The sequence below is a fragment of the Flavobacterium sp. HNIBRBA15423 genome (genome assembly GCF_052655965.1).
Genome location: NZ_CP199751.1, coordinates 3,832,944 through 3,855,964 on the forward strand (window position 1 = coordinate 3,832,944; position 23,021 = coordinate 3,855,964).

Consider the following 23,021-nt stretch of genomic DNA (forward strand, 5'->3'; position numbering starts at 1 on the left):
TTTGTAAAGCAAAGTAATATTTGAAAAATAAATTATGAAAAATAAATTTTATACATACATACAAAAACTTCAAGATCAAATTTGTAAAGAAATTGAAGAAATAGATGAAAAAGCCTATTTTAAAGAAGATTTATGGAGTAGACCAGAAGGTGGTGGCGGAAGAACTCGTGTAATTGAAAACGGAAACCTTTTTGAAAAAGGTGGTGTAAATATTTCTGTTGTTCATGGAAAATTACCCCATTCTATGCAAAATTTGTTTAATGTAGGTGAAGTAGATTTTTTTGCTTGTGGCTTAAGTTTAGTAATTCATCCTAAAAATCCAATGGTGCCAACCGTTCATGCCAATTGGAGATATTTCGAGATGTATGATGATAAAGGTAAAATAATCAATAGTTGGTTTGGTGGTGGACAAGATTTAACTCCTTATTACTTATTTGAAGAAGATGCAATCCATTTTCATCAAACGTGTAAAACTGCTTGTGATAAATTTAGTCCAGAATTTTATCCAAAATATAAAAAACAATGTGACAATTATTTTTGGAATTCACATAGAAATGAGGCTCGTGGAATAGGTGGTTTATTTTTTGATTATTTAAAAGAAACCGAAACTATGAAAATGAATGATTGGTACAATTTTGTCACAGAAATAGGGAATAGTTTTCTAGATGCTTACATTCCAATTGTTGAAAAACGCAAAGGTCTAACTTATTCAGAAGCACAAAGAAAATGGCAAGAAATTCGTCGTGGTCGTTATGTGGAATTTAATTTAGTTCATGATAAAGGTACTTTATTTGGTTTAAAAACCAATGGACGAATTGAAAGTATTCTAATGAGTTTACCACCTCATGTACAATGGATTTATAATTATCATCCTGAGAAAGGTAGTGAAGAAGAAAAACTGATTAAAATATTAGAAAGCCCTAAAGATTGGTTATAGGTGATGTCCTAAAAGGATATAGTAAAACAAAAAAGCAGTAATTTTATTTTAAATTACTGCTTTTTTGTTTAGTAGTTTCTAACTAATTATTTAAAAAAGAAACTAAATCTAATGTTTGTAAAATAATATTTTTATCTGAACTAGAAGAATGTAAACTCATTTCAAATTGCAACTTATTGTTTTCCATTTTCTTTGAAGATTTAAAATCAATTTTTTCGAATTGCTCGCTCATCTTTATCATTTTTGTTGCATCCTTTCCTAAGTTTTCTTTAGAAGCATATTTTACAATTAAATCTTTTAAATTAAGATTTCCATACATATAATTGTTTTTAATTTGCTTTTTAAAATTACTTGTAAAATTAGAATTAGAATTATTTAGGAAACTTAAACCATTAGTAATAACTACTACATCACCATCTTTTATTATTTTTAAATCTCCTGCTTCTTTTTCCGAACCATTAACTTTATAAAACCCATTTTCTTTAGCAAGCACTCCTTTTCTTTCTGCTAAATCTAAAAGTTTATTTCCCATAGTTTTATGGGTTGATGTAAACAAAAAAGTAAAAATAGGAGTAGTTCTTTTATCTGTCTTTTCTACTTCAATTTCCTCATAATTTTCGTCATATTCATAACTTTTATAAGTATAATCATATTGAGAAATGTCATGTAGAAAAACAGTAAAATCACCATCAAATAGTGTTGCAATTGCTTTTTCATCAAGCATTGTGCTAATTAAATCAGTAACTATTTCCATGTCTTCCTTCTTAAAAAATCTATTATCATTATACATTTGAGCAGTTATAGACGGAAAATTAGTTAATATTTCTTCCGAGTTAATATGATAACTCATATAAGCCAAAGGTGTCTGACTTGGAAAATATTTGAAAGTATTTTTATTTATTTTTCGATTAATTACTTTAGTCATTACTGTAGCTAATGGCTTAGAATATTCTATTATTTGTTCTATTCTAGCATTTTTATTTTCAAAATACATGTTAAAATTAACTCCTTTGATAAAACTATCAATATCATCCGAACTTAAATTTCTCGAACCACCCATCATTGATTTTACAATTCCAGAAAAATCTTTAATGGAATTAAATACCGATTGATAATTAACCCAAGCAGAAACATCTGCTTTTAGATTTATTTTATCAGATGTTGGAATTATAAAGCCATTATTAAAGAGAAAATCAATATGTTCGTTTTGCTTTTCTTTCCTTTTTAATTTTTCCTCTTCAACTTGTTGCAAATATTCATTATTTTCTTCCTCATAATTATAATCATAATCCTCAGATGATTCATCTTCAACTTCAACTGCCCATTCAACAGGTTGTTCTTCATTCTCATTTGATTCTACAACAACCTCTTCTACATATTCTGTTTCATTATACTCCTCTGCATATTCTGCTTCTTCCACAGGTTCTCCTATTTCAATAATCTCCTCATCATAAATGGGTTGTGGAATAGTATAAAGATTAGAGTAACTCTCATTTCTTAAAATAGGTTTAATAAACTCTATAAAAATCAAATAATCATTATTCCATGCTATTGAAAATTGATCTTTTGAATTATTATAAACCGAATAAGATTCATAATCGATTATTTCATCAATAATAGAATCTTTAAGAGTTAGTTTTTCTTCTTCTTTTTTCTTTGTCAAAAGAGCTTTCACTTCTTCACGGTTTTTAATCGGAATAGTAATTTGGTAAAAAGGAATACTATCTGAAGAAAAATTTCCATGAATAATAATATCCTTATCCATTCTTATTAAAGAGGTGTAATCTTTAATATTAAAATCTTTTTTAGTATTTGAAATCTTTTTAATAGCATCGTGGTTTAATATTTCATCTAAACTCACTTTTTTAGAAAATTGACTTCCATTAAATTGAACAAAATAATCAAACTCGTTAGGAGTTAATTGACCAAAAACAAATGTGCTGGCTAATAGTAATAAAACATGTAACTGTTTTTTCATAATTAAGGATTAAAATAAATTGTATTATTCATTAAGGTATTGTTTTTTAAAACGTTATATATATTTTGTTTTAAAAAAACGGTTTGTTTGCTTTTAGAAAGTTTACTGTTAGGATTCGTAAGTTGCGAAACTTCCTTATCAAAAGTATAAATCGTTGTAATATGAGCATCATTCAAATCTTCTTTTTTATCTTCATTGTTTACCAAATTTTTTGGAATAGGATAAGAAGCAAATCGCTGAAAAGAATTTTCTTTGGATTTACTAAAATGTGTAATTGGATCTTCATTATTCATACTATTTAAAACAGCATTAAGTGCTTTTAAATTACTATATTTAAACTTAAAAGTAAAAATATAGGTCTTAAAATCATATTTAGTGGTAACTGAAGAAACACCTTCTATTTTAGAAGCTTGTGTCCTAAAATCGGCTAATTTATTTTTAATATCTTCTTCACTTGGAATACTTACTCCATCTACTTCTTCTAACCATATAGCTGATTTTGTTCTAAACCAAGATTTAGAAAAATCTACAATTAGACTATAATCACCACTTTCATCACTGTTATGTTTAATTCTTTCTGTTATTTCAAAACAACCTGTTAAGAAAAAACACAAGGCTAAAATCATAATTTTTTTCATTTTACAAATTTAGGATTATTAATCTAATTTTTATGCTTTCATCTAAGAATACTACACCACTAAAACATTATTTTTATTTGAATTTCATTAACTTTGTTTGATAATTTTTACTATTCAAAAGCACTTTAAATTAAATTATAGTATGTTCCCATTAAGAAGAAATAGACGATTAAGAACTAACGAATCCATAAGAAGTTTAGTACGCGAAAACATATTAACTCCAAACGATTTTCTTGTTCCGCTTTTTGTGGTTGAAGGAAAAAACATCAAAGCAGAAATTCCATCGATGCCTAATTATTTTCGTTATAGTTTAGATCTTCTTGAAAAAGAGGTTAAAGAATTATGGGCAATGGGTCTAAAATCGGTTTTGGTTTTCGTAAAAGTAGCTGATAATTTAAAAGACAATAAAGGAGCCGAAGCTTTAAATCCTAATGGATTAATGCAACGTGCTATAAAAGTGATTAAAAATGCTGTTCCAGAAATGATTGTAATGACCGATGTTGCTCTTGATCCTTATTCTATATATGGTCATGATGGAATTATTGAAAATGGACAAGTTGTAAATGATATTACGTCAAATTTACTAGCAGAAATGGCATTATCTCATGCAAAAGCTGGAGCCGATTTTGTAGCACCAAGTGATATGATGGACGGACGCATTTTAGATATCCGAGAATTATTAGAAGAAGAAAACTTTATAAATACAGGAATCATGAGCTATAGTGCCAAATATGCTTCTGCACATTATGGTCCATTTCGAGATGCATTAGATTCTGCACCAGTAGACTTAATTGATATTCCTAAAGATAAAAAAACATATCAAATGGATTATCACAATAGAGAAGAAGCTATTCGTGAAACAAGAATGGATATCGAAGAAGGAGCAGATATTGTCATGGTTAAACCTGGGATTGCTTATTTAGATATCGTTCGAGAAATCAAAAACATGTCAGAAGTTCCTGTAGCAGTCTATCAAGTTTCAGGAGAATATGCTATGATTAAAGCAGCAGCTGAAAGAGGTTGGCTAGACCACGATGCAGTTATGATGGAACAAACTACAGCAATGAAAAGAGCTGGAGCCGATATTATTGCAAGCTATTTTGCAAAAGATATTGTGAAACTTTTAAAATAATTCAAAATAAATTATTACTAAGTAAAACTAGAAGCGAATGGTTTAGGAATTTTTATAAGTGTAATTCCTGCTGTTCGCTTCAATTTTTAAAAATTTGTCCACATTTGACTTCACAAAAAAACGTCCTTCTTACAAATTATTAAAAGATTTCCACTACCATCAGGACTAGTAAGTTATCTATTTTACTATTTGCAAATTCCAAAATAAAAACTACATTTGTGTAATATATAAGCCATTATTTTTTATTACACGCCATGTTACAAAACAAATTATACTACACGCTTGCGTTATTGCAAGTTGAAGGAGTAGGCGATATTCTTGCCAAAAAACTCATCCATCATTGCGGTTCTGCCGAAGAAGTTTTCAAAGCTAAAAAAGCTACTTTAGCTAAAATTGAAGGCATTGGAAAATCATTATTAAAAAACATTCAAGATAAAACTGTTTTTCAAAAAACAGAAAATGAACTACGTTTCATAGAAAAGGAAAATATTAATTTATGGTATTACCAAGACAATCATTATCCTGAAAGACTAAAACAATGTATTGATGCTCCTGTTCTACTTTTTCAGTCTGGAAATATAGATTTATCAAATCGAAAAATAATTAGTATTGTAGGCACCCGACAAATAACTACTTATGGCTCTGAATTTACTAAAAAATTAATTGAAGAATTAACTCCTTTAAACCCTATAATTGTGAGTGGCTTTGCTTATGGTGTTGATATTGTTGCTCACCAAGCTGCTATGGATTTTAATTTACAAACCATAGGGGTTTTAGCACATGGTTTAAACCAAATTTATCCAAAAACTCACAAAAAATACATGGTAAAAATGGAAGAAAACGGAGGATTTCTAACCGAATTTTGGAGTGATTCGAAACCAGATAGGGAAAATTTTGTAAAACGAAATCGCATTGTAGCAGGAATGAGCGAAGCTACTATAGTTATTGAAAGTGCTGAAAAAGGAGGATCATTAATTACAGCTCAAATTGCTAATGATTATAATAGAGATGTTTTTGCTGTTCCTGGTAGAACAACAGATAAATACAGTCAAGGTTGTAATAACCTCATCAAAACACAAAGAGCAAATGTATTAACATCTGTAGCCGATTTAATCTATATTTTAAATTGGGAAATTAATTCGAAAAGCAAAAAAGAAGAAAAAGCTATTCAAAAACAATTATTTGTTTCCTTAAATGAAGAAGAACAAAAAATTTACGAATATCTTCAAAAAAAGAATAATGAAACCATTGACATAATCGCACTAGACTGCGCAATTCCAATTTTTAAAACCTCATCCATTTTATTAAATATGGAATTAAAAGGAGTAATTAGACCATTACCAGGAAAAATATTTGAATTAATTTAAAAAATCATAAAAAAATAACAACATGTTTAATTTATAACTGTAATCAATAGACTCCTTTAAAATTAATGATGTAATTTAGTGTCAAATTTATTTGCAATGTATTCATTACCAAAACTAGAGCGATTCGAGCAAAACGTAGCATCAAAGTTTAATATTTATAATAGTATTTTCATCACCTTACCTTATGATGAAATTAATAACACAGGTGTTTTATTACCACTATTTTCAGAAGTATGTGAACAAGGATATAAAAAAAATCAAAGTCCAGAAGAAATCTTCGATACTTTTATTGCTAAGTACTTAGAAAACACAACAGATGAAGAAAAAATAAATTTAATGTTTCGTTTCATTCAATATGTAGAAAGACAAGTGGTTTTATTTGATGCAATTGAAGATGCCGCTTTTAATGTCGTTAATAATTTAGAAGGAAGTGGTTCGCTAAGAAGTATTAAAGAAAGAGCAGAACAACGTTTTAAAAAAGAAGAATTAATTGCTTTTTTAAACGACTTTAAAGTAAGAGCTGTTTTAACGGCTCATCCTACTCAGTTTTATCCTGGATCTGTTTTAGGAATTATTACCGATTTAACAGAAGCTGTAAAAATAAATGATTTAAATACTATTAAAGAACTATTAGCTCAATTAGGAAAAACTCCATTTATCAAAAAAGAAAAACCAACACCTTTTGATGAAGCAGTGAGTCTTGTTTGGTACTTAGAAAATGTTTTTTATCATACTGTGGGTGAAATGATGCAATATGTTCAAAAGAACATTTTTAAAAAGAAAGACCAATTAAATAATGATATTTTTAACCTTGGTTTTTGGCCAGGAGGCGATAGAGATGGAAATCCATTTGTAACTACAGAAATCACTTTAAAAGTAGCTGATAGATTACGCACCGCAATTTTAAAATGTTACTATCTCGATATTCGAAAATTAAAACGAAAATTAACTTTTTCTGGTGTTGAAGAATTAGTAAATACTGTCGAAAATAAATTATATCGTTCGGTTTTCTATTCAGAAGGAACTGTTTTCATTTCCAAAGAAGAACTAGCAACTGAACTTACAAAAATTAAAGACCTACTCATCAATCAACATCAATCTTTATATCTCGATGAAATTGAAGATTTAATTAATAAACTTAGCGTTTTTGGTTATCATTTTGCCACTTTAGACATTAGACAAAACAGTAAAATCCATCAAGCCGTTTTTCAAGATATTATTTCTAAAAATCTAGCCTTGTTTTCTGTAGAATATAATAATTTAGATGAAAAAGATAAGATTACAATTCTATCTACAGTTACAGCTAATTTAAATGAAGACGATTTTACAGAAGATGATACAAAATCAACTCTTGGTTCCATAAGAGCCATGAAAACTATTCAAGAAAAAAATGGTGAATTAGGTTGCAACCGATATATCATTAGTAATAATGAAAGTGCATTAAATGTTATGGAAGCTCTGGCTTTATTCCGCTTAACTAATTGGAAAAATCCTCCAGTTGATATTGTTCCTTTATTTGAAAGTGTAGAAGACCTACAAAAAGCAGATCAAGTAATGGAACAATTATATACCAATCCAACCTACAAAGAGCATTTAGCAAATAGAGGGAATCAACAAACCATTATGTTAGGTTTTTCAGATGGTACCAAAGATGGTGGTTATTTAATGGCCAATTGGGGAATTTATAATGCTAAGACAGCTATTTCAACTATGTCAAGAAAATATAACATTAAAGTCGTTTTTTTTGATGGTCGTGGTGGTCCACCTGCTCGTGGTGGTGGAAAAACACATCAATTCTATGCCTCTCTTGGTCCAGAAATTGAAAACAAACAAATTCAATTAACCGTTCAAGGACAAACCATTAGTTCAAATTTTGGCACTCTTGATTCTTGTCGTTATAATTTAGAGAATTTGTTAAGTGCTGGAGCAAATAACCAAGTGTTTCATCACGAAGAAAATCATTTGACTGCTAAAGAAAAAGAAGTAATGCAAAAGCTTTCCGAAGTTAGTTATCAAAAATATATCGATTTTAAAAATCATCCTAAATTTGTACCTTATTTAGAAAACATGAGTACGCTGAATTATTATGCCAAAACGAATATTGGTAGTCGTCCATCAAAAAGAAAACAATCTGCACAATTGAATTTAGACGATTTAAGAGCAATTCCTTTTGTTGGTTCATGGAGCCAATTAAAACAAAACGTACCAGGTTTTTTTGGAGTAGGAAGTGCTTTAAAACATTTTGAAGAAAACGGAAAATGGGGAGATGTACAAAACTTATACAAGAACTCCTTATTCTTTAAAACACTACTAGAAAACAGTATGATGGCTTTAAGTAAATCCTTTTTTCCATTAACAGCTTATATGAAAAGTGATCCAGAATATGGTGCTTTTTGGACCATTATTCATACTGAATATTTAGAAACGAAACGTTTACTATTAAAAATATCAGGTTTTTCAGAATTAATGGAGAATTATCCCGATGGAAAAGCTTCAGTTGCAATGCGAGAAAAAATTGTCTTGCCCTTATTGACTATCCAACAATATGCCTTATTAAAAATTAAAAAGCTAAAAGAAAATCCATCACCAGATGAAAAGCAAATTGCGGTTTATGAAAAAATCGTGATGCGTTCTTTATTTGGAAATATTAATGCTAGTAGAAATTCAGCTTAAAAAAGAATTTAAATAGAAAAAGCATTCTTACCAAAGAATGCTTTTTTTAAATATAATAAGAGTTATCTAAAACTGATAACCCAAGGAAAGTTGGAATACACTATTTCTAATATCTGGATTTTCTGAGATAGTAGTAATTCCAAAATTATATCTTGCTTGCATAAAAATTCCAGAATCAAATTTATAACCCGCACCTGCATTTAAACCTATATCAGTAGAAGCAGCATCTGTTTCTGCGTCAGTACTACCAGCTCCTTCAAATTCAATTTTATCACTTAATAAAAAAGAAACTTGAGGTCCAAGTTCTAAACTTAATTTTGGCATAACATAATATTTTGCCATAATAGGTAAAGTCAGATAATCTAATTTAATCTTAAAAGAATTTCCTATTTCAGAACCTTGACTCGAATACAATAATTCGGGTTGAACAGAAAATTTATCCGAAACTATAATTTCAGAAATTGCTCCAATATGAATGCCAAAAAGATTATTTTTATCTGCATCGCTACCTGTAATGTTAGCAATATTTAATCCTGTTTTTAAACCAAACTTAATGTCTTGAGCTGAAGTTTTTTCTAAAAAACCAAATGTTGCAATAGCAACAAATACTAGTACTTTTTTCATAATAATAATTATTTGTTTTTATATATGGATGGGATTTTTCAAATATTGTGCCAATCTAACCAAATATGATTTTTTTTCGGCTTAATTTTTGACGTCCCTTTCCTTAAAATTATTTATGAAAAAAAGTTTTTTTATTTTAATGCTATCCTTGTTTTTTAGTAATTGCCAAGAAAGAACTAAAACAGTAGAAAAAACCTACGAAGAACTAGAAGCAGAGGTTTTGTGTGATCTATTGCCCGAAGTGATTCCAAATTTTGCAACTACGTTTCATTTATTACCTCCACCTCCTCCATATATTGATACATTAAGTCTTAATAAAAATGAAATCATAAGACTTAACAATATTCAAGAGAAAATATTTGAAGAATATATTATTAAGAAAAATATTTATATTGATTCATTAAAAAGTGTAGCATTCGAAAACAAAAAACTTAAAATTGGTTTAACAAATTATTTAATGGAACCAGATTTAAAAAAAGATTATAAAAGTTACAATTTTGTAGCAGTTAAAGGTGAAAGAAAAATAGGCAGGAATGAGTTTAATAGTTGTTCTTTGGACATAAAAATTATTTTTCGAGATTCTGTTTCAGCTAAGGGTGAATTTTTTGATGACCCAGAAATTAATGGGGTTTTAATTAGTCCTTCAAGAGTTTTATTTAACAACAAAAAAGATATTGCATATATTGAATTATATAAGTTTCATAACATAAACCCAATAATCGTAATTTCTAAAAAGATAAAAAATAAATGGTTAATGAAAGAAGTAAATAATGGTTTCGGTTTGCCTATTGTTTATTTTTAATAGTAAAGATTCCGAAACAAGTTCGGAATGACAAAATACAAAAACACAATCCTGTCAAGCTGATTCGCCTAGGCGAATCAGCATCTAAATAAAAAGCCTTGAACATTCTAAACAAATTTAAAACTACAAGGCTTTTCCTATTTCTAACTTCTGTTTTTTAATACCCTAATTTCTCTCTAACTCTTCCTAAAACTCCATTGGCAACTATACTTGCTTTTGCAGCTCCTTCTTTTAGTAAAGCGTCTACTTCTTCTAGGTTATTGATGTAATAATTGTATTTCTCTCTTACTGTTGCAAATTTTTCTACAATTAATTCAAACAAAGCTTGTTTGGCATGACCATAACCATAATTTCCTCCCAAATAATTAGCACGCATTACTGCTGTTTGTTCTGGAGTAGCTAATAATTTGTATAAAGCAAAACAATTACAAGTATCTGGATTTTTTGGTTCCTCTAAAGGTGTGCTATCGGTTTGGATACTTTTAATTTGCTTTAGTAAAGCTTTATCTTCTAAAAATATATTAATCGTATTGTTTCTAGACTTACTCATCTTTTGTCCGTCTGTACCAGGTATAATCATTATCTCTTCATCAATCTTAGCTTCTGGCAGAACAAAAGTTTCTCCCATTTGATTATTAAATTTTGACGCAACATCTCTAGTTATTTCTAAATGTTGTTCTTGATCTTTTCCTACTGGAACTAGTTCCGCATCATATAATAAAATATCCGCAGCCATTAACATAGGATAAGTAAATAAACCCGCATTTACATCTTCTAATCTATCGGCTTTATCTTTGAAAGAATGTGCTAATTTTAACCTTTGGTATGGAAAAAAACAACTTAAATACCAAGCTAATTCCGTTGTTTGAGGTACATCTGACTGACGATAAAAAACAACTTTATTAACATCTAAACCACAAGCAAGCCATGTTGCAGCAACACTATACGTATTTGCTCTTAATGTTTTTCCATCTTTTATTTGCGTTATCGAATGTAAATCGGCAATGAAAAGAAAAGATTCATTAGCAGCATTATTTGCCATTTCAATTGCTGGTAAAATAGCTCCTAATAAATTACCTAAATGTGGAGTTCCCGTACTTTGAATTCCAGTTAAAATTTTTGACATTTTTCTTGTTGTTTGCCACAAAAATAGCACTTTTACAGAAATGGTAAAAGGTTATTCTTAAAAGGTTGAATAATATTGTTATTTTTGAGGGAATTTTTTAAAATGCCTTTTGTTTGTATTTAACCCTGATAGTAGTGGCATCCTTTTAAACACAGTTTAAAAGATATAACGAATAGCAGGAAAATGGTTTAAACAATACCCTAATGTTTGGTTTCAAGATATGAAAATACTAAAATATGCTTTTTGGATAGTCTGGAGAATTTGGTTTTATCTTTTGGTAATCATACCTATAATTATCTTATTTCCTATTTTATTTCTAACTATTCTTAGTGAGAAAACGTATCCACAATTCTTTTTCTTAGCTCGTTTTTGGGCAAAGATTATTTTATATGGAATGGGTTTTTACTATAAAATTGATTTTGAACAAAAATTAGAAAAAGGGGAAAGTTATATGTTGGTTGCCAATCATACTTCTATGCTAGACATTATGCTTATGCTTCTGGTAGTTAAAAATAATCCATTTGTTTTTGTTGGAAAAAAGGAACTGGCTAAAATTCCTGTTTTTGGTTTCTTTTTCAAACGAGTTTGTATTATGGTGGATAGAAGTAGTAGCAAGAGCAGATTTAAAGTGTTTGAACTAGCTCAAAAAAGATTGCATCAAGGGCTGAGTATTTGTATTTTTCCTGAAGGAGGTGTTCCTGATGATGAGAATATTATTCTAGATGAGTTTAAAGATGGTGCTTTTCGATTAGCTATTGAACACCAAATTCCTATTGTTCCAATGGTTTTTCTAGATAATAAAAAACGTTTTCCGTTCCGTTTTTTTAGTGGAACTACAGGAAGAATGCGTGTAAAAATTCTTCCTTTTATTGAAACTAAAGGCTTAACTCTTGGAAGTAGACAAGAAATAAAACAACAAACGAGAACTATTATTTTAGAAGAATTAGAATTTTATATCAAGAAATAACGTTTTTGATTTTGGTAACGACTTTTTCTGGTAAAATAGTTCGCATTGCATTTTCATAACCTTCTACTTGTTTATTTCCATAAACAGATGTAGGTAATAATGGGAATTTTTCTCTGTCAGAAGTTATGCAATAATCATCTGGTTGATTAAAGGGTTTAAAACCTGTATAAGGGTGTGTTGCTCCCCAAAGTGTAATTACTTTTACTCCTAACATAGCTGCAATATGTGCGTTTCCAGAATCCATAGAAAGCATAACATCTAGATTAGAAATAATAGCTAGTTCTTGTTCCAATTTTAATTTCCCAGCTAAAACAACAACATTTTTATGATTGTTTTGTAACTTATTTAGTAATTCTATTTCTTTTTTTCCGCCTCCAAAAAGATAAATCGAATAATTTGAATTTGTAGCCAATTCATCAATTACTTTTTGCATTAAATCCAAAGGATATGCTTTACTTTCATACTGAGCAAAAGGAGCAATACCTATTTTTTTTTTGTTTAAAAATGGAATTTCATTTAGAATTTCTTTTGGTAAAATAACTTTTTCCGGAAAAACTGAATTAGATAAATCTAGTGAAAAACCTAATTTTACAAAGGTTTCAATATGATTTTCAAACATGGACTTTACTGGTTGAAAAATCTTATTTTCCTGTCTTGTTAGTTCTTTTTTAGCTTTTCTTCCTTTGTTTGTTGCGGCTACTTTTTTTCCAGAAAACCAAAACAGGGTTCGAATTATTTTGGAACGTAATACATTATGCAAATCGGCAACAAAATCGATTTTTAGCTTTTTTAAATCTGAAAACAACCTCAATAAACCTAAAAATCCTTTATGTCTTTCGTTTAAATCAACTACAAAGAAATTAACATTAGGAATATCCATAAAAAAAGGCTTAAAAAAAGGTCTAGAAACTACGGTTATTTTAATTTCTGGATATTGAATAGAAAAAGCTCTCAACACAGGAACTGTCATTGCGACATCACCCATAGCTGAGAGCCTTATTACTAAAATATGTTTCGTCTTAGACATCTTATTTGATGACTATTTTTTGTTTTGATACAACACAGGATTTAATTCCTCATCATTGTACATTTTCATTTGTTTGTACACTTTCATGTATTTATCACCTGTTTCAATATCTTCAATTAATTGACTAATAGAAGCAAACATATCCCTTTTTTGGTCTAATAAAACGTTTAATTTTTCTTGACACTTTGCTCTATGTTCTGGTGATGCTTCTGCTCTATTTGCTTCTTCATTCATATGGTAAATCTTCAATGCCAAAATAGATAATCTATCTATTGCCCAAGCAGGACTTTCTGTATTAATTTTTGCATTGGGTTTCACCTGAACATCAGCATATTTTTGAAGAAAATAACTATCAATATATTCTACCATATCTGTACGAACCTGATTAGAAGCATCAATTTTACGTTTTAAATCTAATGCAGCTACAGGATCAATTTGTGGATCACGAATAATATCTTCATAATGCCATTGTACTGTGTCAACCCAATTTTTAGCATATAATAAATGCTCAATTGTTCCTTTTTCATAAGGGTTTTGTGTAGGTTGGTAGACATCATCGATAATGTGGTATTCCTTTATTGAACGTTCAAATATGGGAAATGCAAATTCTGCAAACATGATTAACTAATTTAAATTTCTACAAAAATAAGGTTTTTTTGTACTTTTATACTGAAAATTAAAAACTAATGCCATGCATATCCATTATATTTCTGAAGAAAACAGTGTTTTAAATCATTTTTTAGCTCAAATAAGAGAAGTTTCCATACAAAAAGATAGCATGCGTTTTCGTAAAAACATTGAACGTATAGGTGAAATTATGGCTTATGAATTAAGTAAGGTATTAGATTATGAAAGTATTCAAATAAAAACACCTTTAGGAATAAAGGAGACTACTCAAATTTCAGATAAAATTGTATTGTGTTCTATATTAAGAGCTGGTTTAGCTCTTCACACAGGTTTTATGAATATTTTTGATGCTGCAGATAATGGCTTTGTTTCAGCTTATAGATATCATCCAAATAACGATAATGAATTTGAAATTAGAGTCGAATATCAAGCGGCTCCCAATTTAGAAGATAAAACACTTATTCTAATAGATCCAATGCTAGCTACTGGTCAATCTATTGTGGCTGTTTTACACAAATTACATCTAGAGCAAAAACCAAAAGAAATTCATATTGCTGTTGCTATTGCTGCTCCAGAAGGTGTTCAATATTTACAAGAAAACGTTCCTGAAAATGTTCATTTATGGATTGCTGCTCTTGATGAAAAATTGAATGAAAAAAATTATATTATTCCTGGTTTAGGTGATGCTGGGGACTTGGCTTATGGAATAAAATTATAATTGTGATACAAAAAATAATAATCCTAATGAAAAGAGAATATATAATGTTCCTTCTTTAATAATTTTATTTTCTTGATTTTCGATAAAATTTGCTCCCATTATAGCTAAAGGTGCTAATGAAAAAGCCAAACAACTATTGTTTTTATCTGCTGAAATAGTATAAATTGCTAATCCTAATAAAAAAGAAAATATGATTTTCTTATATGAGGTCTTCATATTCATAGATTTTGTATTTAATGTCATTATCATACTAATAAAAAACAAAAATCCAATCGATGAAAAGACTGCTAGAGCAATATTTTGATAAATATTTTCAAAATAAGTAAAATTGAAACTTATGTAAGTTTTATTAAAAATATCTTCTAAAAGTGCGTTTTCACTTATTGTATTAAAAATAAAAAATAAAATAGCAACACTAAATAAGGCAATTCCTGGTATAACCCAATTTTTATAATCTCTTGAAACGTGTAAAATAATTGAAATAAATACCAGAAAAATATACAAAATACTCCAAAAATGGAATAATGCAGCCAGAAAAATCCAAAATGAAGCATCAAAAATCTTTTCTTTTGTGTTTTTCATCGATTTCAATGAAATTAATCTTCGCAAAGAAAGAAGTAATAAAAAGTTAGAAATTAAAATATTCTTATTTTTAAAAATTGTTGGAAAAAACATCAAAAAAATAAAAAACAATAAAATAGCATAATTATTATTTCTGGTTAATGTGTTTTTTAATGATATAAAATTAACCAACAAACAAGATGCTGCTATGGCTATGAAATAAAAACTTCCATATAAAATTCCCTTCCAACCCGTGAACGTTACATGAGAAAAAGAATATAAAACAAATGCTACTAAAAGTAACGTTGCAATAATTACATAATTAAAAGGTCTTGTTTTATTAAAAATGCTTGCTATCATCAGGATATTTTATACTTTTGTAATGTAAATATAATACATTATTAAAATGAAATCATTTTTTGAAGGAATTGGTACACTTTTTACCGATTATTTATTTGTCCCTTTTCACTGGTTAAGAGAAATGGAATTAACTAATTGGTGGGGCGCAAATACTATAAATTGGATTTTTATCATAATTTGTTGTATCGCTATGGTGTATTGGGTGAAACAGTTAAATGCTCACAAAGCAAATAATGAAGATTCTCAAGACACAACAGCTCATTCATTTTTAAAATAAAATTCCTCTTATAGAGGAATTTCATTTATAAATCAAAACCAATATCTGTACGATAATACACCTTATCAAATTGTAGTTTATCTATACTTTGATAAGATTTTTTTATGGCTTCTTCAAATGAATTTCCATAGGATGTAATAGCCAAAACTCTTCCTCCATTAGTTACTACTTTTCCATTTTCTAATTTTGTTCCTGCATGAAACACCATAGAATCTGTAATAGTATCTATACCTGTAATTACTTTTCCTTTTTCATAGTCTTCTGGATAACCTCCAGAAACTACCATAATTGTAGTTGCACTTCTTTCGTCTATTTCTAAAGTAACTGTTTCCAACTCTTGTTTACCTATAGCTTCAAAAATAGTAACCAAATCACTTTTTAATCTTGGCATTACAACTTCGGTTTCTGGATCACCCATTCTAACATTATATTCTATAACCATAGGCTCTCCTTTAACATTAATTAAACCAATGAACACAAATCCTTTATATTCAATATTGTCTTTTTGTAAACCTTCTATTGTTGGTTTAACAATTCTTTGCTCAATTTTATCTAATAAAATTTTGTCTGCAAATGGAACTGGGGAAACTGCTCCCATGCCACCAGTATTTAAACCTGTATCTCCTTCTCCTATTCGCTTATAATCTTTGGCAGTAGGTAATATTTTATATGATTTCCCATCTGTCAAAACAAAACAACTTAATTCTATTCCGTCTAAAAATTCTTCAATTACAACTTTTGAAGATGCTTGTCCAAATTTTGCATCAACAAGCATGCTTCTTAATTCTTTTTTTGCTTCTTCTAAATCTTGCAAAATTAGAACCCCTTTTCCTGCAGCCAAACCATCTGCTTTTAATACATAAGGCGCATTCAATGTCTCTAAAAATTGACATCCTTTTTCTACCGTTTCAGCAGTAAAACTTTCATATCTTGCAGTTGGAATATTGTTTTTTACTAAAAACTCTTTGGCAAACTCTTTACTTCCTTCTAACTGAGCTCCTATTTTTGATGGACCAATTACTGGAATTTGATTTAACTCTGAATCGTTTTTAAAAAAATCATAAATTCCTTTTACTAATGGATCTTCTGGACCTACAACAACCATTTCTACAGATTCTTTTTTTACGAAATCTTTGATGCTTTCAAAATCATTTGGATCTATGTTGATATTTTTTGCTATTGTAGCTGTTCCTGCATTTCCTGGAGCTACAAATAAAGAAGTACATTTTGGACTTTGTAGCATTTTCCATGCTAACGCATGTTCGCGTCCTCCCGAACCTAAAAGTAATATAGTCATTTTGTTGTGTTGTTTCTTTGGCAAAAATACTTTGTTTTCAATAGAAAAAAAAGTTTCAATGCAATAGTTTATCGATTCTTCTTTTTATATTTTTGAATTTAAATTTATCTTATGTTCAACTTATTTAATCTTACTCTTAAATTAAATGGCTTTCCTATTGAAAAAGCCCAAGTTGAATTGGATAAAATTTTAAATATCCCTGAAGAAGAGTATCAAAAATATATCGAAACTAAAAAAATAGAAATTGTTAACTATCATTTAAAAAACAACTCTTTTTACAGAGAATTAGTAGGTAAAGACACTTGTGATAGTTGGAATACTTTACCCGTTCTAACCAAAAAAGATTTACAAAAACCTTTACGAGAAAGGCTTTCCAATGATTATACTGAAAAATCGATTTTTGTAAATAAAACTTCTGGTTCAAGTGGTGATCCTTTTGTTTTTGCAAAGGATAAAGATGCACATGCTATAACTTGGGCTTCAATTATTTATCGATTTGGATGGCATGGAATTGATTTTAATAAATCATATCAAGCTCGTTTTTATGGAATTCCTTTAGATTTTATTGGTTACCGAAAAGAACGTTTTAAAGACTTCTTAAGTAATAGATATCGTTTTCCCATTTTTGATTTGTCTGAAAAAGTTCTTGAAAAAATTTTGAAAAAATTCAAAACTAAAAAATTTGATTATATCAATGGCTATACAAGTTCAATAGTTTTATTTGGAAAATATCTGCAAACAAAAAACATTATTTTAACCGATGTTTGTCCGACTTTAAAAGTCTGTATGGTAACTTCAGAAATGTTATTTGAAGAAGACAAGGTATTACTAGAGAAATATTTAGGTGTTTCAATTGTGAATGAATATGGTGCTTCAGAATTAGATTTAATTGCCTTTCAGAATAATAGTGGTGAATGGCAAATTAATTCAGAAACATTGTTTGTAGAAATAGTAGACGCAAATAATCAACCCGTTCCAAACGGTAAAGAAGGCAAAATTGTAATTACTTCATTATTTAATAAAGCACATCCTTTTATTCGTTATGAAATAGGTGATATAGGTGTTTTAGATGAATTGAGTACTTTTAAAAAACCTATTTTAAAGAAATTAATTGGAAGAACAAATGATATTGCTATTTTACCAAGTGGGAAAAAATCTCCTGGATTAACTTTTTATTATGTTACCAAAAGTATTATTGAAGATGATGGTAATGTGAAAGAATTTATCATTCGTCAAACGAAATTAGACACTTTTGAAATTGATTATGTGAGTGAAAACAAATTAAATTTAAAGCAAATAACTGAAATCGAAAAAGCAATCGCTGTTTATTTAGAGCCCAATTTACATTTTATCTATAATAGAAAAGAAGTCTTGAAACGCTCTAAAAGAGGAAAATTAAAACAATTTGAATCACTCTTTAATTTCGATATTTCATAAAACCATGATACATCCAATGTAACATATAATACATAGATTGAAACATATTCAATTTTTCAACTTCTCTATAAAATTGCCATTGGTATTTAATTAAATCTGATTTTTTCCTAGAAAGTGAATTTTTTCTAATTCTATAAATAGCTTGTGCTTCCTGAATGCCATAAGCAAACGGAATCTCTTTTAAATATTGTAACCACAAGCCCATATCTTGGCGTTTTCTAATTAAGGGCATGAATTTCTTTCCTAATACTTTAATATCTAAAAATGCTGTCAAACAACTGATAGAATTCGACTTTAAAATATCTGTATAAGTAACATGTTTCGGAACAATAAAATCTGAATAAATAAATTCCAAATTTTCATTGGAACGTTTATAAGAAGAAAACACAAACGAAATTTTAGTTTCAATAATCGTTTTTATACTTTTTTCAATAAAGTTTGGAAACCAAATATCATCAGCATCAAGAAAAGTCAGATAATCACCTTTTGCTTTTTCTATACCTGTATTTCTGGCAACGGCTGGTCCTGAATTTTGATTCAACTTGTAAAATTGAATTCTAGTATCTTTTAGAATAATGGCTTTAAGAATATCTTCCGTTTCATCTGAAGAACAGTCATCAACAAGAATCATCTCCCAGTTTTGATAAGTTTGTTTTTGCACAGATTGAATCGTTTCAGCAATAAAATTTGCTGAGTTAAATGTTGGTGTTATTATTGATACTAAAGCATTCATCAGTATGCTTTTTCTTCTCCTTTGATTGCATTTAGAATAGTAGAAAAAATAATCTTTATATCTAATATAACAGACCAGTTCTCAATATAAAAAATATCATATTTAACTCTATTTATAATATGCCTATTGTTTTCTACTTCACCTCTAAAACCATTTATTTGTGCAAGACCCGTTATACCTGGTTTTATAAAATGACGAACCATAAATTTATCAACACTTTTTGCGTACATTTCTGTATGACTGACCATATGAGGTCTTGGTCCAACGACTGACATATCACCAAGTAATACATTAAAAAATTGTGGTAATTCATCAATGCTTGTTTTTCTGATAAATTTTCCAATTTTAGTTATTCTTGGATCGTTCTTTTGAACTTGTTCTAAATCAGCAATTGGATTTAAATGCATTGATCTAAACTTGTAGCAAAAAAACTCTTCATAATTCAAGCCATTTCTTTTTTGTTTAAAAAAAGCTGGACCTCTTGATTCCATTTTTATTAATAACGCAATTAAAGGAGTTAACCAAGATAAAAGACCAACGATTACAAAAAAAGAAAAAACTATATCAAAAACTCTTTTAATAATTTGATTTACTCTTTTATCTAAGGGTATATTGCGAAGAGAAACTATTGGAATATAATCATAATAATCTAAAATTAAATTTCTAGATAAAACATTTTTATTATCAGGAAGTAATTTTAGCTTTTTTAAATTATTATCTGTAAAATCTACAAAAAGATTTAACTCACTATTACTTAAACTAGAAATCGAACAATATATTTCATCTATTCTCTCTTCTAAAACAAAATTAAAACAAGATTCAAATGAATTTTTTTTTGCTTCTTTAACATCAATTACTTTTTCAAGTTTATAACCGTAATCGGGGTTTTCTTTAAAAAAATGAATCAATTTATCAACTTGTTTTCCATGTCCTACTATAATTACTCTTCTAAAATTTCCTCCAAAAGTTACTCTAAACTTTTTCAATAAATAATAAATAGTAAACTTCTCAAAAGAAATAAAAATTAATGATAAAGAAATAAACTTGACCATTTGAGAAGGTTCAGAAAACTTATAAAAAAACCCTAGATATGCGAAGTTAAAAATTAAAAAAAACAAGTATTGTTTAATTAATTTTCCAAATATCTGAAACTCTTTTGTAAATCTATATACCTCATAAAAAGACACATTAGATGAAATTATTATCCAAGAGAATGAGATAAAAAAATGAAACCCAAAATTATTTAATCCTTTGGGAAGAAAATAAAAGGCTAATAAGTTGATTATAGTTAAGTCAACTACGTATGAAAATGGCCTAATATAGCCTGAATATCTTCCTGTTCTTGGTGACACTTAAAAAATGTATTTTGTAAAATCTTTATGTTCTTCCTTTGCTAACTCTTCTTGAGAAAGAGATTTAAAATAATCATAAGTTATTTTCATTCCTTCCGATCTTCCAATTTTTGGTTCCCAACCTAAAATTTCTCTGGCTTTAGTTATATCTGGTTGTCTTTGCAAAGGATCATTCATTGGTAAATCTTTATAAATAATCTTTTGAGTCGTTCCTGTTAATTTAATGATTTCTTCTGCAAAATCTTTAATCGTTATCTCATCAGGATTGCCAATATTTACTGGCAAATGATAATCAGAATGCAATAACCTCCAAATACCTTCAACTTGGTCATCTACATAACAAAAGGAACGTGTTTGACTCCCATCACCAAAAACAGTTAAATCCTCACCTCTAAGTGCCTGTCCAATAAATGCAGGAATAACTCTTCCATCATTTAAACGCATTCTTGGTCCATAAGTATTGAAAATTCTCAAAATACGAGTTTCAAGACCATGAAAAGTATGATATGCCATTGTAATTGACTCTTGAAAACGTTTTGCTTCATCATATACTCCTCTTGGTCCTATTGTATTTACATTTCCATAATATTCTTCTGTCTGCGGATGAATTAATGGATCTCCATAAACTTCAGAAGTAGAAGCAATTAAGATACGTGCTTTTTTTACTCGAGCTAAACCTAATAAATTGTGTGTTCCTAATGAACCTACTTTCAAGGTTTGAATTGGAATTTTTAAATAATCTATTGGACTTGCTGGTGACGCAAAATGTAAAATATAATCTAATTTCCCTGGAACATGAACAAATTTTGTAATATCATGGTGGTAAAACTCAAAGTTTTTTTCTTTGAACAAATGTTCAATGTTTTTTAAATCTCCTGTAATTAGGTTATCCATTCCTACAACAAAATAGCCTTCTGCAAGAAACCGATCACACAAATGAGAACCCAAAAACCCCGCTGCACCTGTAATTAATATTCTTTTCATTTTTTTTAATTATATTATTTCACACTTTTAGAATTAAATAAACAATAAAAAAGTGTAAAAAAGACGACTCCTCTTTGACGCCATAAAAAAGATTCCGTCAAAAATAAGCTTATCATTAGGATTGCGAAAGCAATATGAGTAAAATCTTTACTTTTAAATGCATTTTTAGCATTCATAAAAAGGAGTAATAATAAAATTATAAATCCAATAAATCCTAATTCAGCAAATACTTGTATATATTGATTGTGAAAGTTTTTCTTTTGATAACCTTCATTATTTTCATTTCCAAGGAAAACATTAAACTGTACTCCTTTTTCTTCTAATTTATTTTGAGAAGCATTAAAGCCAAATCCTTTCCAAAAAATCGGGTTTTGCTTTACCAATTCACAAAACATTCTAGCTTGATAAACACGAAATGCCATCCCAGGAAAAAAGTCTTTAGGAGAAAATTGCTCTTTTGTCCATGCTTCATATATAGTAACCCTATTTGATAAATTTGAGGATTCATTTATTACATTATGCCCTATTCCTTTATTTGTATTGTTTTTCAATTCTAATTCAACAAATAATGAAATCTTATTAAAAAAAGTAAACGATATTAAAATAGAAAATAAAATTATACTATTTCTTAATCTCATTCTATTAGAAATTTTGGAAAAAAAAAGATAAAATACAATGGTTAGTAAAAAGGTTATTATTGTTATGTTAGTAGAAGATAATAAAATTATAAAAAGCAATAAAATTAATATTGAAAATTTATTATGTTTACTCTTATTTTTTTTTGTGAGAAAATAAAAATAAGCAATTGCAACAAATACAGAAACATGAACAGCATTTAACTCTTTAGGAACAAGGCCATAGTCGTTTTGATATTCACCATGAAATAAAAAAAAGGAATAGTTTTTAGTAATTATAAAACGGAATATAGCCCTAATTAAAAAAAGACATGAAAAAATTAAGGCTGAATAAGAGTATGTTTTTAAAAAAAAATCTTTTGCTTTTTTTAAAGCTAAATTCTCATTTGTAAAATAAATGAAAGGGATTAGTAATAAAAACAATTCTCTAGGAATGGAATGTATTGTTTTCTCTGGTTGTATACTCCAAAAAAAAGATAACGCTAACCATATAAAAAACAATATTGGCAATGTTATTGCAAAATTGATGTTTGTTGATTTCTTTTTAATAAAGAAAAATAAAGTACATAAAAGTAAGTTACTAAAAATAATAGGGGAAAAAACAGAAATAAATAAACACATAATTAAAATATTTATTTTCTCCTGTTTTTTAATCTCAGTAATAAATTTAGATAATAAATTCAATTGATATAAGTTTAAATATTACGCAATTTAATTAATTTTTATTTTAGTTAGACACTAAAATAACTTGTTAAAAGTTATATTTGCA

Annotated in this window: 21 protein-coding genes; 9 read left to right on the forward strand and 12 right to left on the reverse strand. The window is 28.3% G+C overall.

The features are described from left to right. The first annotated feature begins 34 nt into the window (after nucleotides 1-34). Nucleotides 35-937, forward strand: coding sequence for an oxygen-dependent coproporphyrinogen oxidase (hemF, locus tag ACULEV_RS17080; RefSeq protein ID WP_445456253.1), 903 nt, complete (start codon nucleotides 35-37; stop codon nucleotides 935-937). A gap of 82 nt (nucleotides 938-1,019) precedes the next feature. Here hemF and ACULEV_RS17085 read toward each other — a convergent pair whose 3' ends face one another. Next, on the reverse strand, nucleotides 1,020-2,915 hold the full coding sequence (locus tag ACULEV_RS17085) for a hypothetical protein (RefSeq protein WP_445456254.1): 1,896 nt from the start codon (nucleotides 2,913-2,915) through the stop codon (nucleotides 1,020-1,022). Nucleotides 2,916-2,917: 2 nt separating this feature from the next. Continuing rightward, nucleotides 2,918-3,553, reverse strand: a complete 636-nt coding sequence (locus ACULEV_RS17090; protein ID WP_445456255.1) for a hypothetical protein — start codon at nucleotides 3,551-3,553, stop codon at nucleotides 2,918-2,920. Between the two features lie 142 nt (nucleotides 3,554-3,695). Here ACULEV_RS17090 and hemB point away from each other — a divergent pair, with 142 nt between their 5' ends. The 3 genes from hemB (at nucleotide 3,696) to ACULEV_RS17105 (ending at nucleotide 8,725) form a co-directional block, all read left to right on the forward strand. Continuing rightward, entirely contained in the window at nucleotides 3,696-4,685 is a 990-nt protein-coding gene (gene hemB, locus ACULEV_RS17095; RefSeq protein WP_445456256.1) for a porphobilinogen synthase, read from the forward strand. Between the two features lie 254 nt (nucleotides 4,686-4,939). Continuing rightward, entirely contained in the window at nucleotides 4,940-6,052 is a 1,113-nt protein-coding gene (dprA, locus tag ACULEV_RS17100; RefSeq protein WP_445456257.1) for a DNA-processing protein DprA, read from the forward strand. A gap of 96 nt (nucleotides 6,053-6,148) precedes the next feature. After that, a complete protein-coding gene (locus ACULEV_RS17105; RefSeq protein WP_445456258.1) occupies nucleotides 6,149-8,725 on the forward strand; it encodes a phosphoenolpyruvate carboxylase in 2,577 nt (858 codons plus the stop codon). A 66-nt stretch (nucleotides 8,726-8,791) separates the two neighbouring features. Here ACULEV_RS17105 and ACULEV_RS17110 read toward each other — a convergent pair whose 3' ends face one another. Then, nucleotides 8,792-9,349, reverse strand: a complete 558-nt coding sequence (locus ACULEV_RS17110) for a porin family protein (RefSeq protein ID WP_445456259.1) — start codon at nucleotides 9,347-9,349, stop codon at nucleotides 8,792-8,794. A 115-nt stretch (nucleotides 9,350-9,464) separates the two neighbouring features. On the opposite strand from ACULEV_RS17110, the gene ACULEV_RS17115 reads away from it, so the two are divergent. Next, entirely contained in the window at nucleotides 9,465-10,151 is a 687-nt protein-coding gene (locus tag ACULEV_RS17115; protein ID WP_445456260.1) for a hypothetical protein, read from the forward strand. Between the two features lie 157 nt (nucleotides 10,152-10,308). On the opposite strand, the gene trpS is transcribed toward ACULEV_RS17115, so the two are convergent. Then, nucleotides 10,309-11,277, reverse strand: a complete 969-nt coding sequence (gene trpS, locus ACULEV_RS17120) for a tryptophan--tRNA ligase (RefSeq protein WP_445456261.1) — start codon at nucleotides 11,275-11,277, stop codon at nucleotides 10,309-10,311. Between the two features lie 220 nt (nucleotides 11,278-11,497). Here trpS and ACULEV_RS17125 point away from each other — a divergent pair, with 220 nt between their 5' ends. After that, nucleotides 11,498-12,244 (forward strand): lysophospholipid acyltransferase family protein, encoded by a 747-nt coding sequence (locus ACULEV_RS17125; protein WP_445456262.1) that lies wholly within the window; start codon nucleotides 11,498-11,500, stop codon nucleotides 12,242-12,244. Here the strand turns inward: ACULEV_RS17125 and ACULEV_RS17130 are convergent. Together ACULEV_RS17130 and ACULEV_RS17135 are read right to left on the reverse strand one after the other, a co-directional pair. Continuing rightward, nucleotides 12,234-13,271, reverse strand: a complete 1,038-nt coding sequence (locus ACULEV_RS17130) for a glycosyltransferase family 9 protein (protein WP_445456263.1) — start codon at nucleotides 13,269-13,271, stop codon at nucleotides 12,234-12,236. The two genes, ACULEV_RS17125 and ACULEV_RS17130, sit on opposite strands and share 11 nt — an antisense overlap. A gap of 12 nt (nucleotides 13,272-13,283) precedes the next feature. Continuing rightward, on the reverse strand, nucleotides 13,284-13,889 hold the full coding sequence (locus ACULEV_RS17135; protein ID WP_445456264.1) for a DUF4254 domain-containing protein: 606 nt from the start codon (nucleotides 13,887-13,889) through the stop codon (nucleotides 13,284-13,286). A 73-nt stretch (nucleotides 13,890-13,962) separates the two neighbouring features. Here ACULEV_RS17135 and upp point away from each other — a divergent pair, with 73 nt between their 5' ends. After that, nucleotides 13,963-14,616 carry a uracil phosphoribosyltransferase gene (gene upp / locus ACULEV_RS17140; RefSeq protein ID WP_445456265.1) on the forward strand — a complete coding sequence of 218 codons (654 nt, stop codon included), beginning with the start codon at nucleotides 13,963-13,965 and terminating at the stop codon, nucleotides 14,614-14,616. Here the strand turns inward: upp and ACULEV_RS17145 are convergent. Further along, entirely contained in the window at nucleotides 14,611-15,537 is a 927-nt protein-coding gene (locus tag ACULEV_RS17145; protein WP_445456266.1) for a DUF6427 family protein, read from the reverse strand. The genes upp and ACULEV_RS17145 overlap by 6 nt on opposite strands. A 46-nt stretch (nucleotides 15,538-15,583) precedes the next feature. On the opposite strand from ACULEV_RS17145, the gene ACULEV_RS17150 reads away from it, so the two are divergent. After that, nucleotides 15,584-15,814 carry a DUF6341 family protein gene (locus tag ACULEV_RS17150; RefSeq protein ID WP_445456267.1) on the forward strand — a complete coding sequence of 77 codons (231 nt, stop codon included), beginning with the start codon at nucleotides 15,584-15,586 and terminating at the stop codon, nucleotides 15,812-15,814. 25 nt (nucleotides 15,815-15,839) lie between these two features. On the opposite strand, the gene purD is transcribed toward ACULEV_RS17150, so the two are convergent. Beyond that, on the reverse strand, nucleotides 15,840-17,111 hold the full coding sequence (gene purD / locus ACULEV_RS17155; protein WP_445456268.1) for a phosphoribosylamine--glycine ligase: 1,272 nt from the start codon (nucleotides 17,109-17,111) through the stop codon (nucleotides 15,840-15,842). A gap of 111 nt (nucleotides 17,112-17,222) precedes the next feature. Between purD and ACULEV_RS17160 the strand changes: the two genes are divergently transcribed. After that, nucleotides 17,223-18,548: a phenylacetate--CoA ligase family protein gene (locus ACULEV_RS17160; protein WP_445456269.1), complete on the forward strand. Its 1,326-nt coding sequence runs from the start codon at nucleotides 17,223-17,225 to the stop codon at nucleotides 18,546-18,548. Here ACULEV_RS17160 and ACULEV_RS17165 read toward each other — a convergent pair. Genes ACULEV_RS17165 through ACULEV_RS17180 form a run of 4 tightly spaced genes read right to left on the reverse strand, consistent with a single transcriptional unit; the run spans nucleotide 18,529 to nucleotide 22,873 of the window. Then, on the reverse strand, nucleotides 18,529-19,281 hold the full coding sequence (locus ACULEV_RS17165) for a glycosyltransferase family 2 protein (protein WP_445456270.1): 753 nt from the start codon (nucleotides 19,279-19,281) through the stop codon (nucleotides 18,529-18,531). The genes ACULEV_RS17160 and ACULEV_RS17165 overlap by 20 nt on opposite strands. Further along, nucleotides 19,281-20,633, reverse strand: a complete 1,353-nt coding sequence (locus ACULEV_RS17170) for an undecaprenyl-phosphate glucose phosphotransferase (protein ID WP_445456271.1) — start codon at nucleotides 20,631-20,633, stop codon at nucleotides 19,281-19,283. Before ACULEV_RS17170 ends, ACULEV_RS17165 begins: the two co-directional genes overlap by 1 nt. Continuing rightward, on the reverse strand, nucleotides 20,634-21,617 hold the full coding sequence (locus tag ACULEV_RS17175; RefSeq protein WP_445456272.1) for a UDP-glucuronic acid decarboxylase family protein: 984 nt from the start codon (nucleotides 21,615-21,617) through the stop codon (nucleotides 20,634-20,636). A 14-nt stretch (nucleotides 21,618-21,631) separates the two neighbouring features. Continuing rightward, nucleotides 21,632-22,873, reverse strand: coding sequence for an O-antigen ligase family protein (locus ACULEV_RS17180; protein WP_445456273.1), 1,242 nt, complete (start codon nucleotides 22,871-22,873; stop codon nucleotides 21,632-21,634). Between the last annotated feature and the right edge of the window lie 148 nt (nucleotides 22,874-23,021).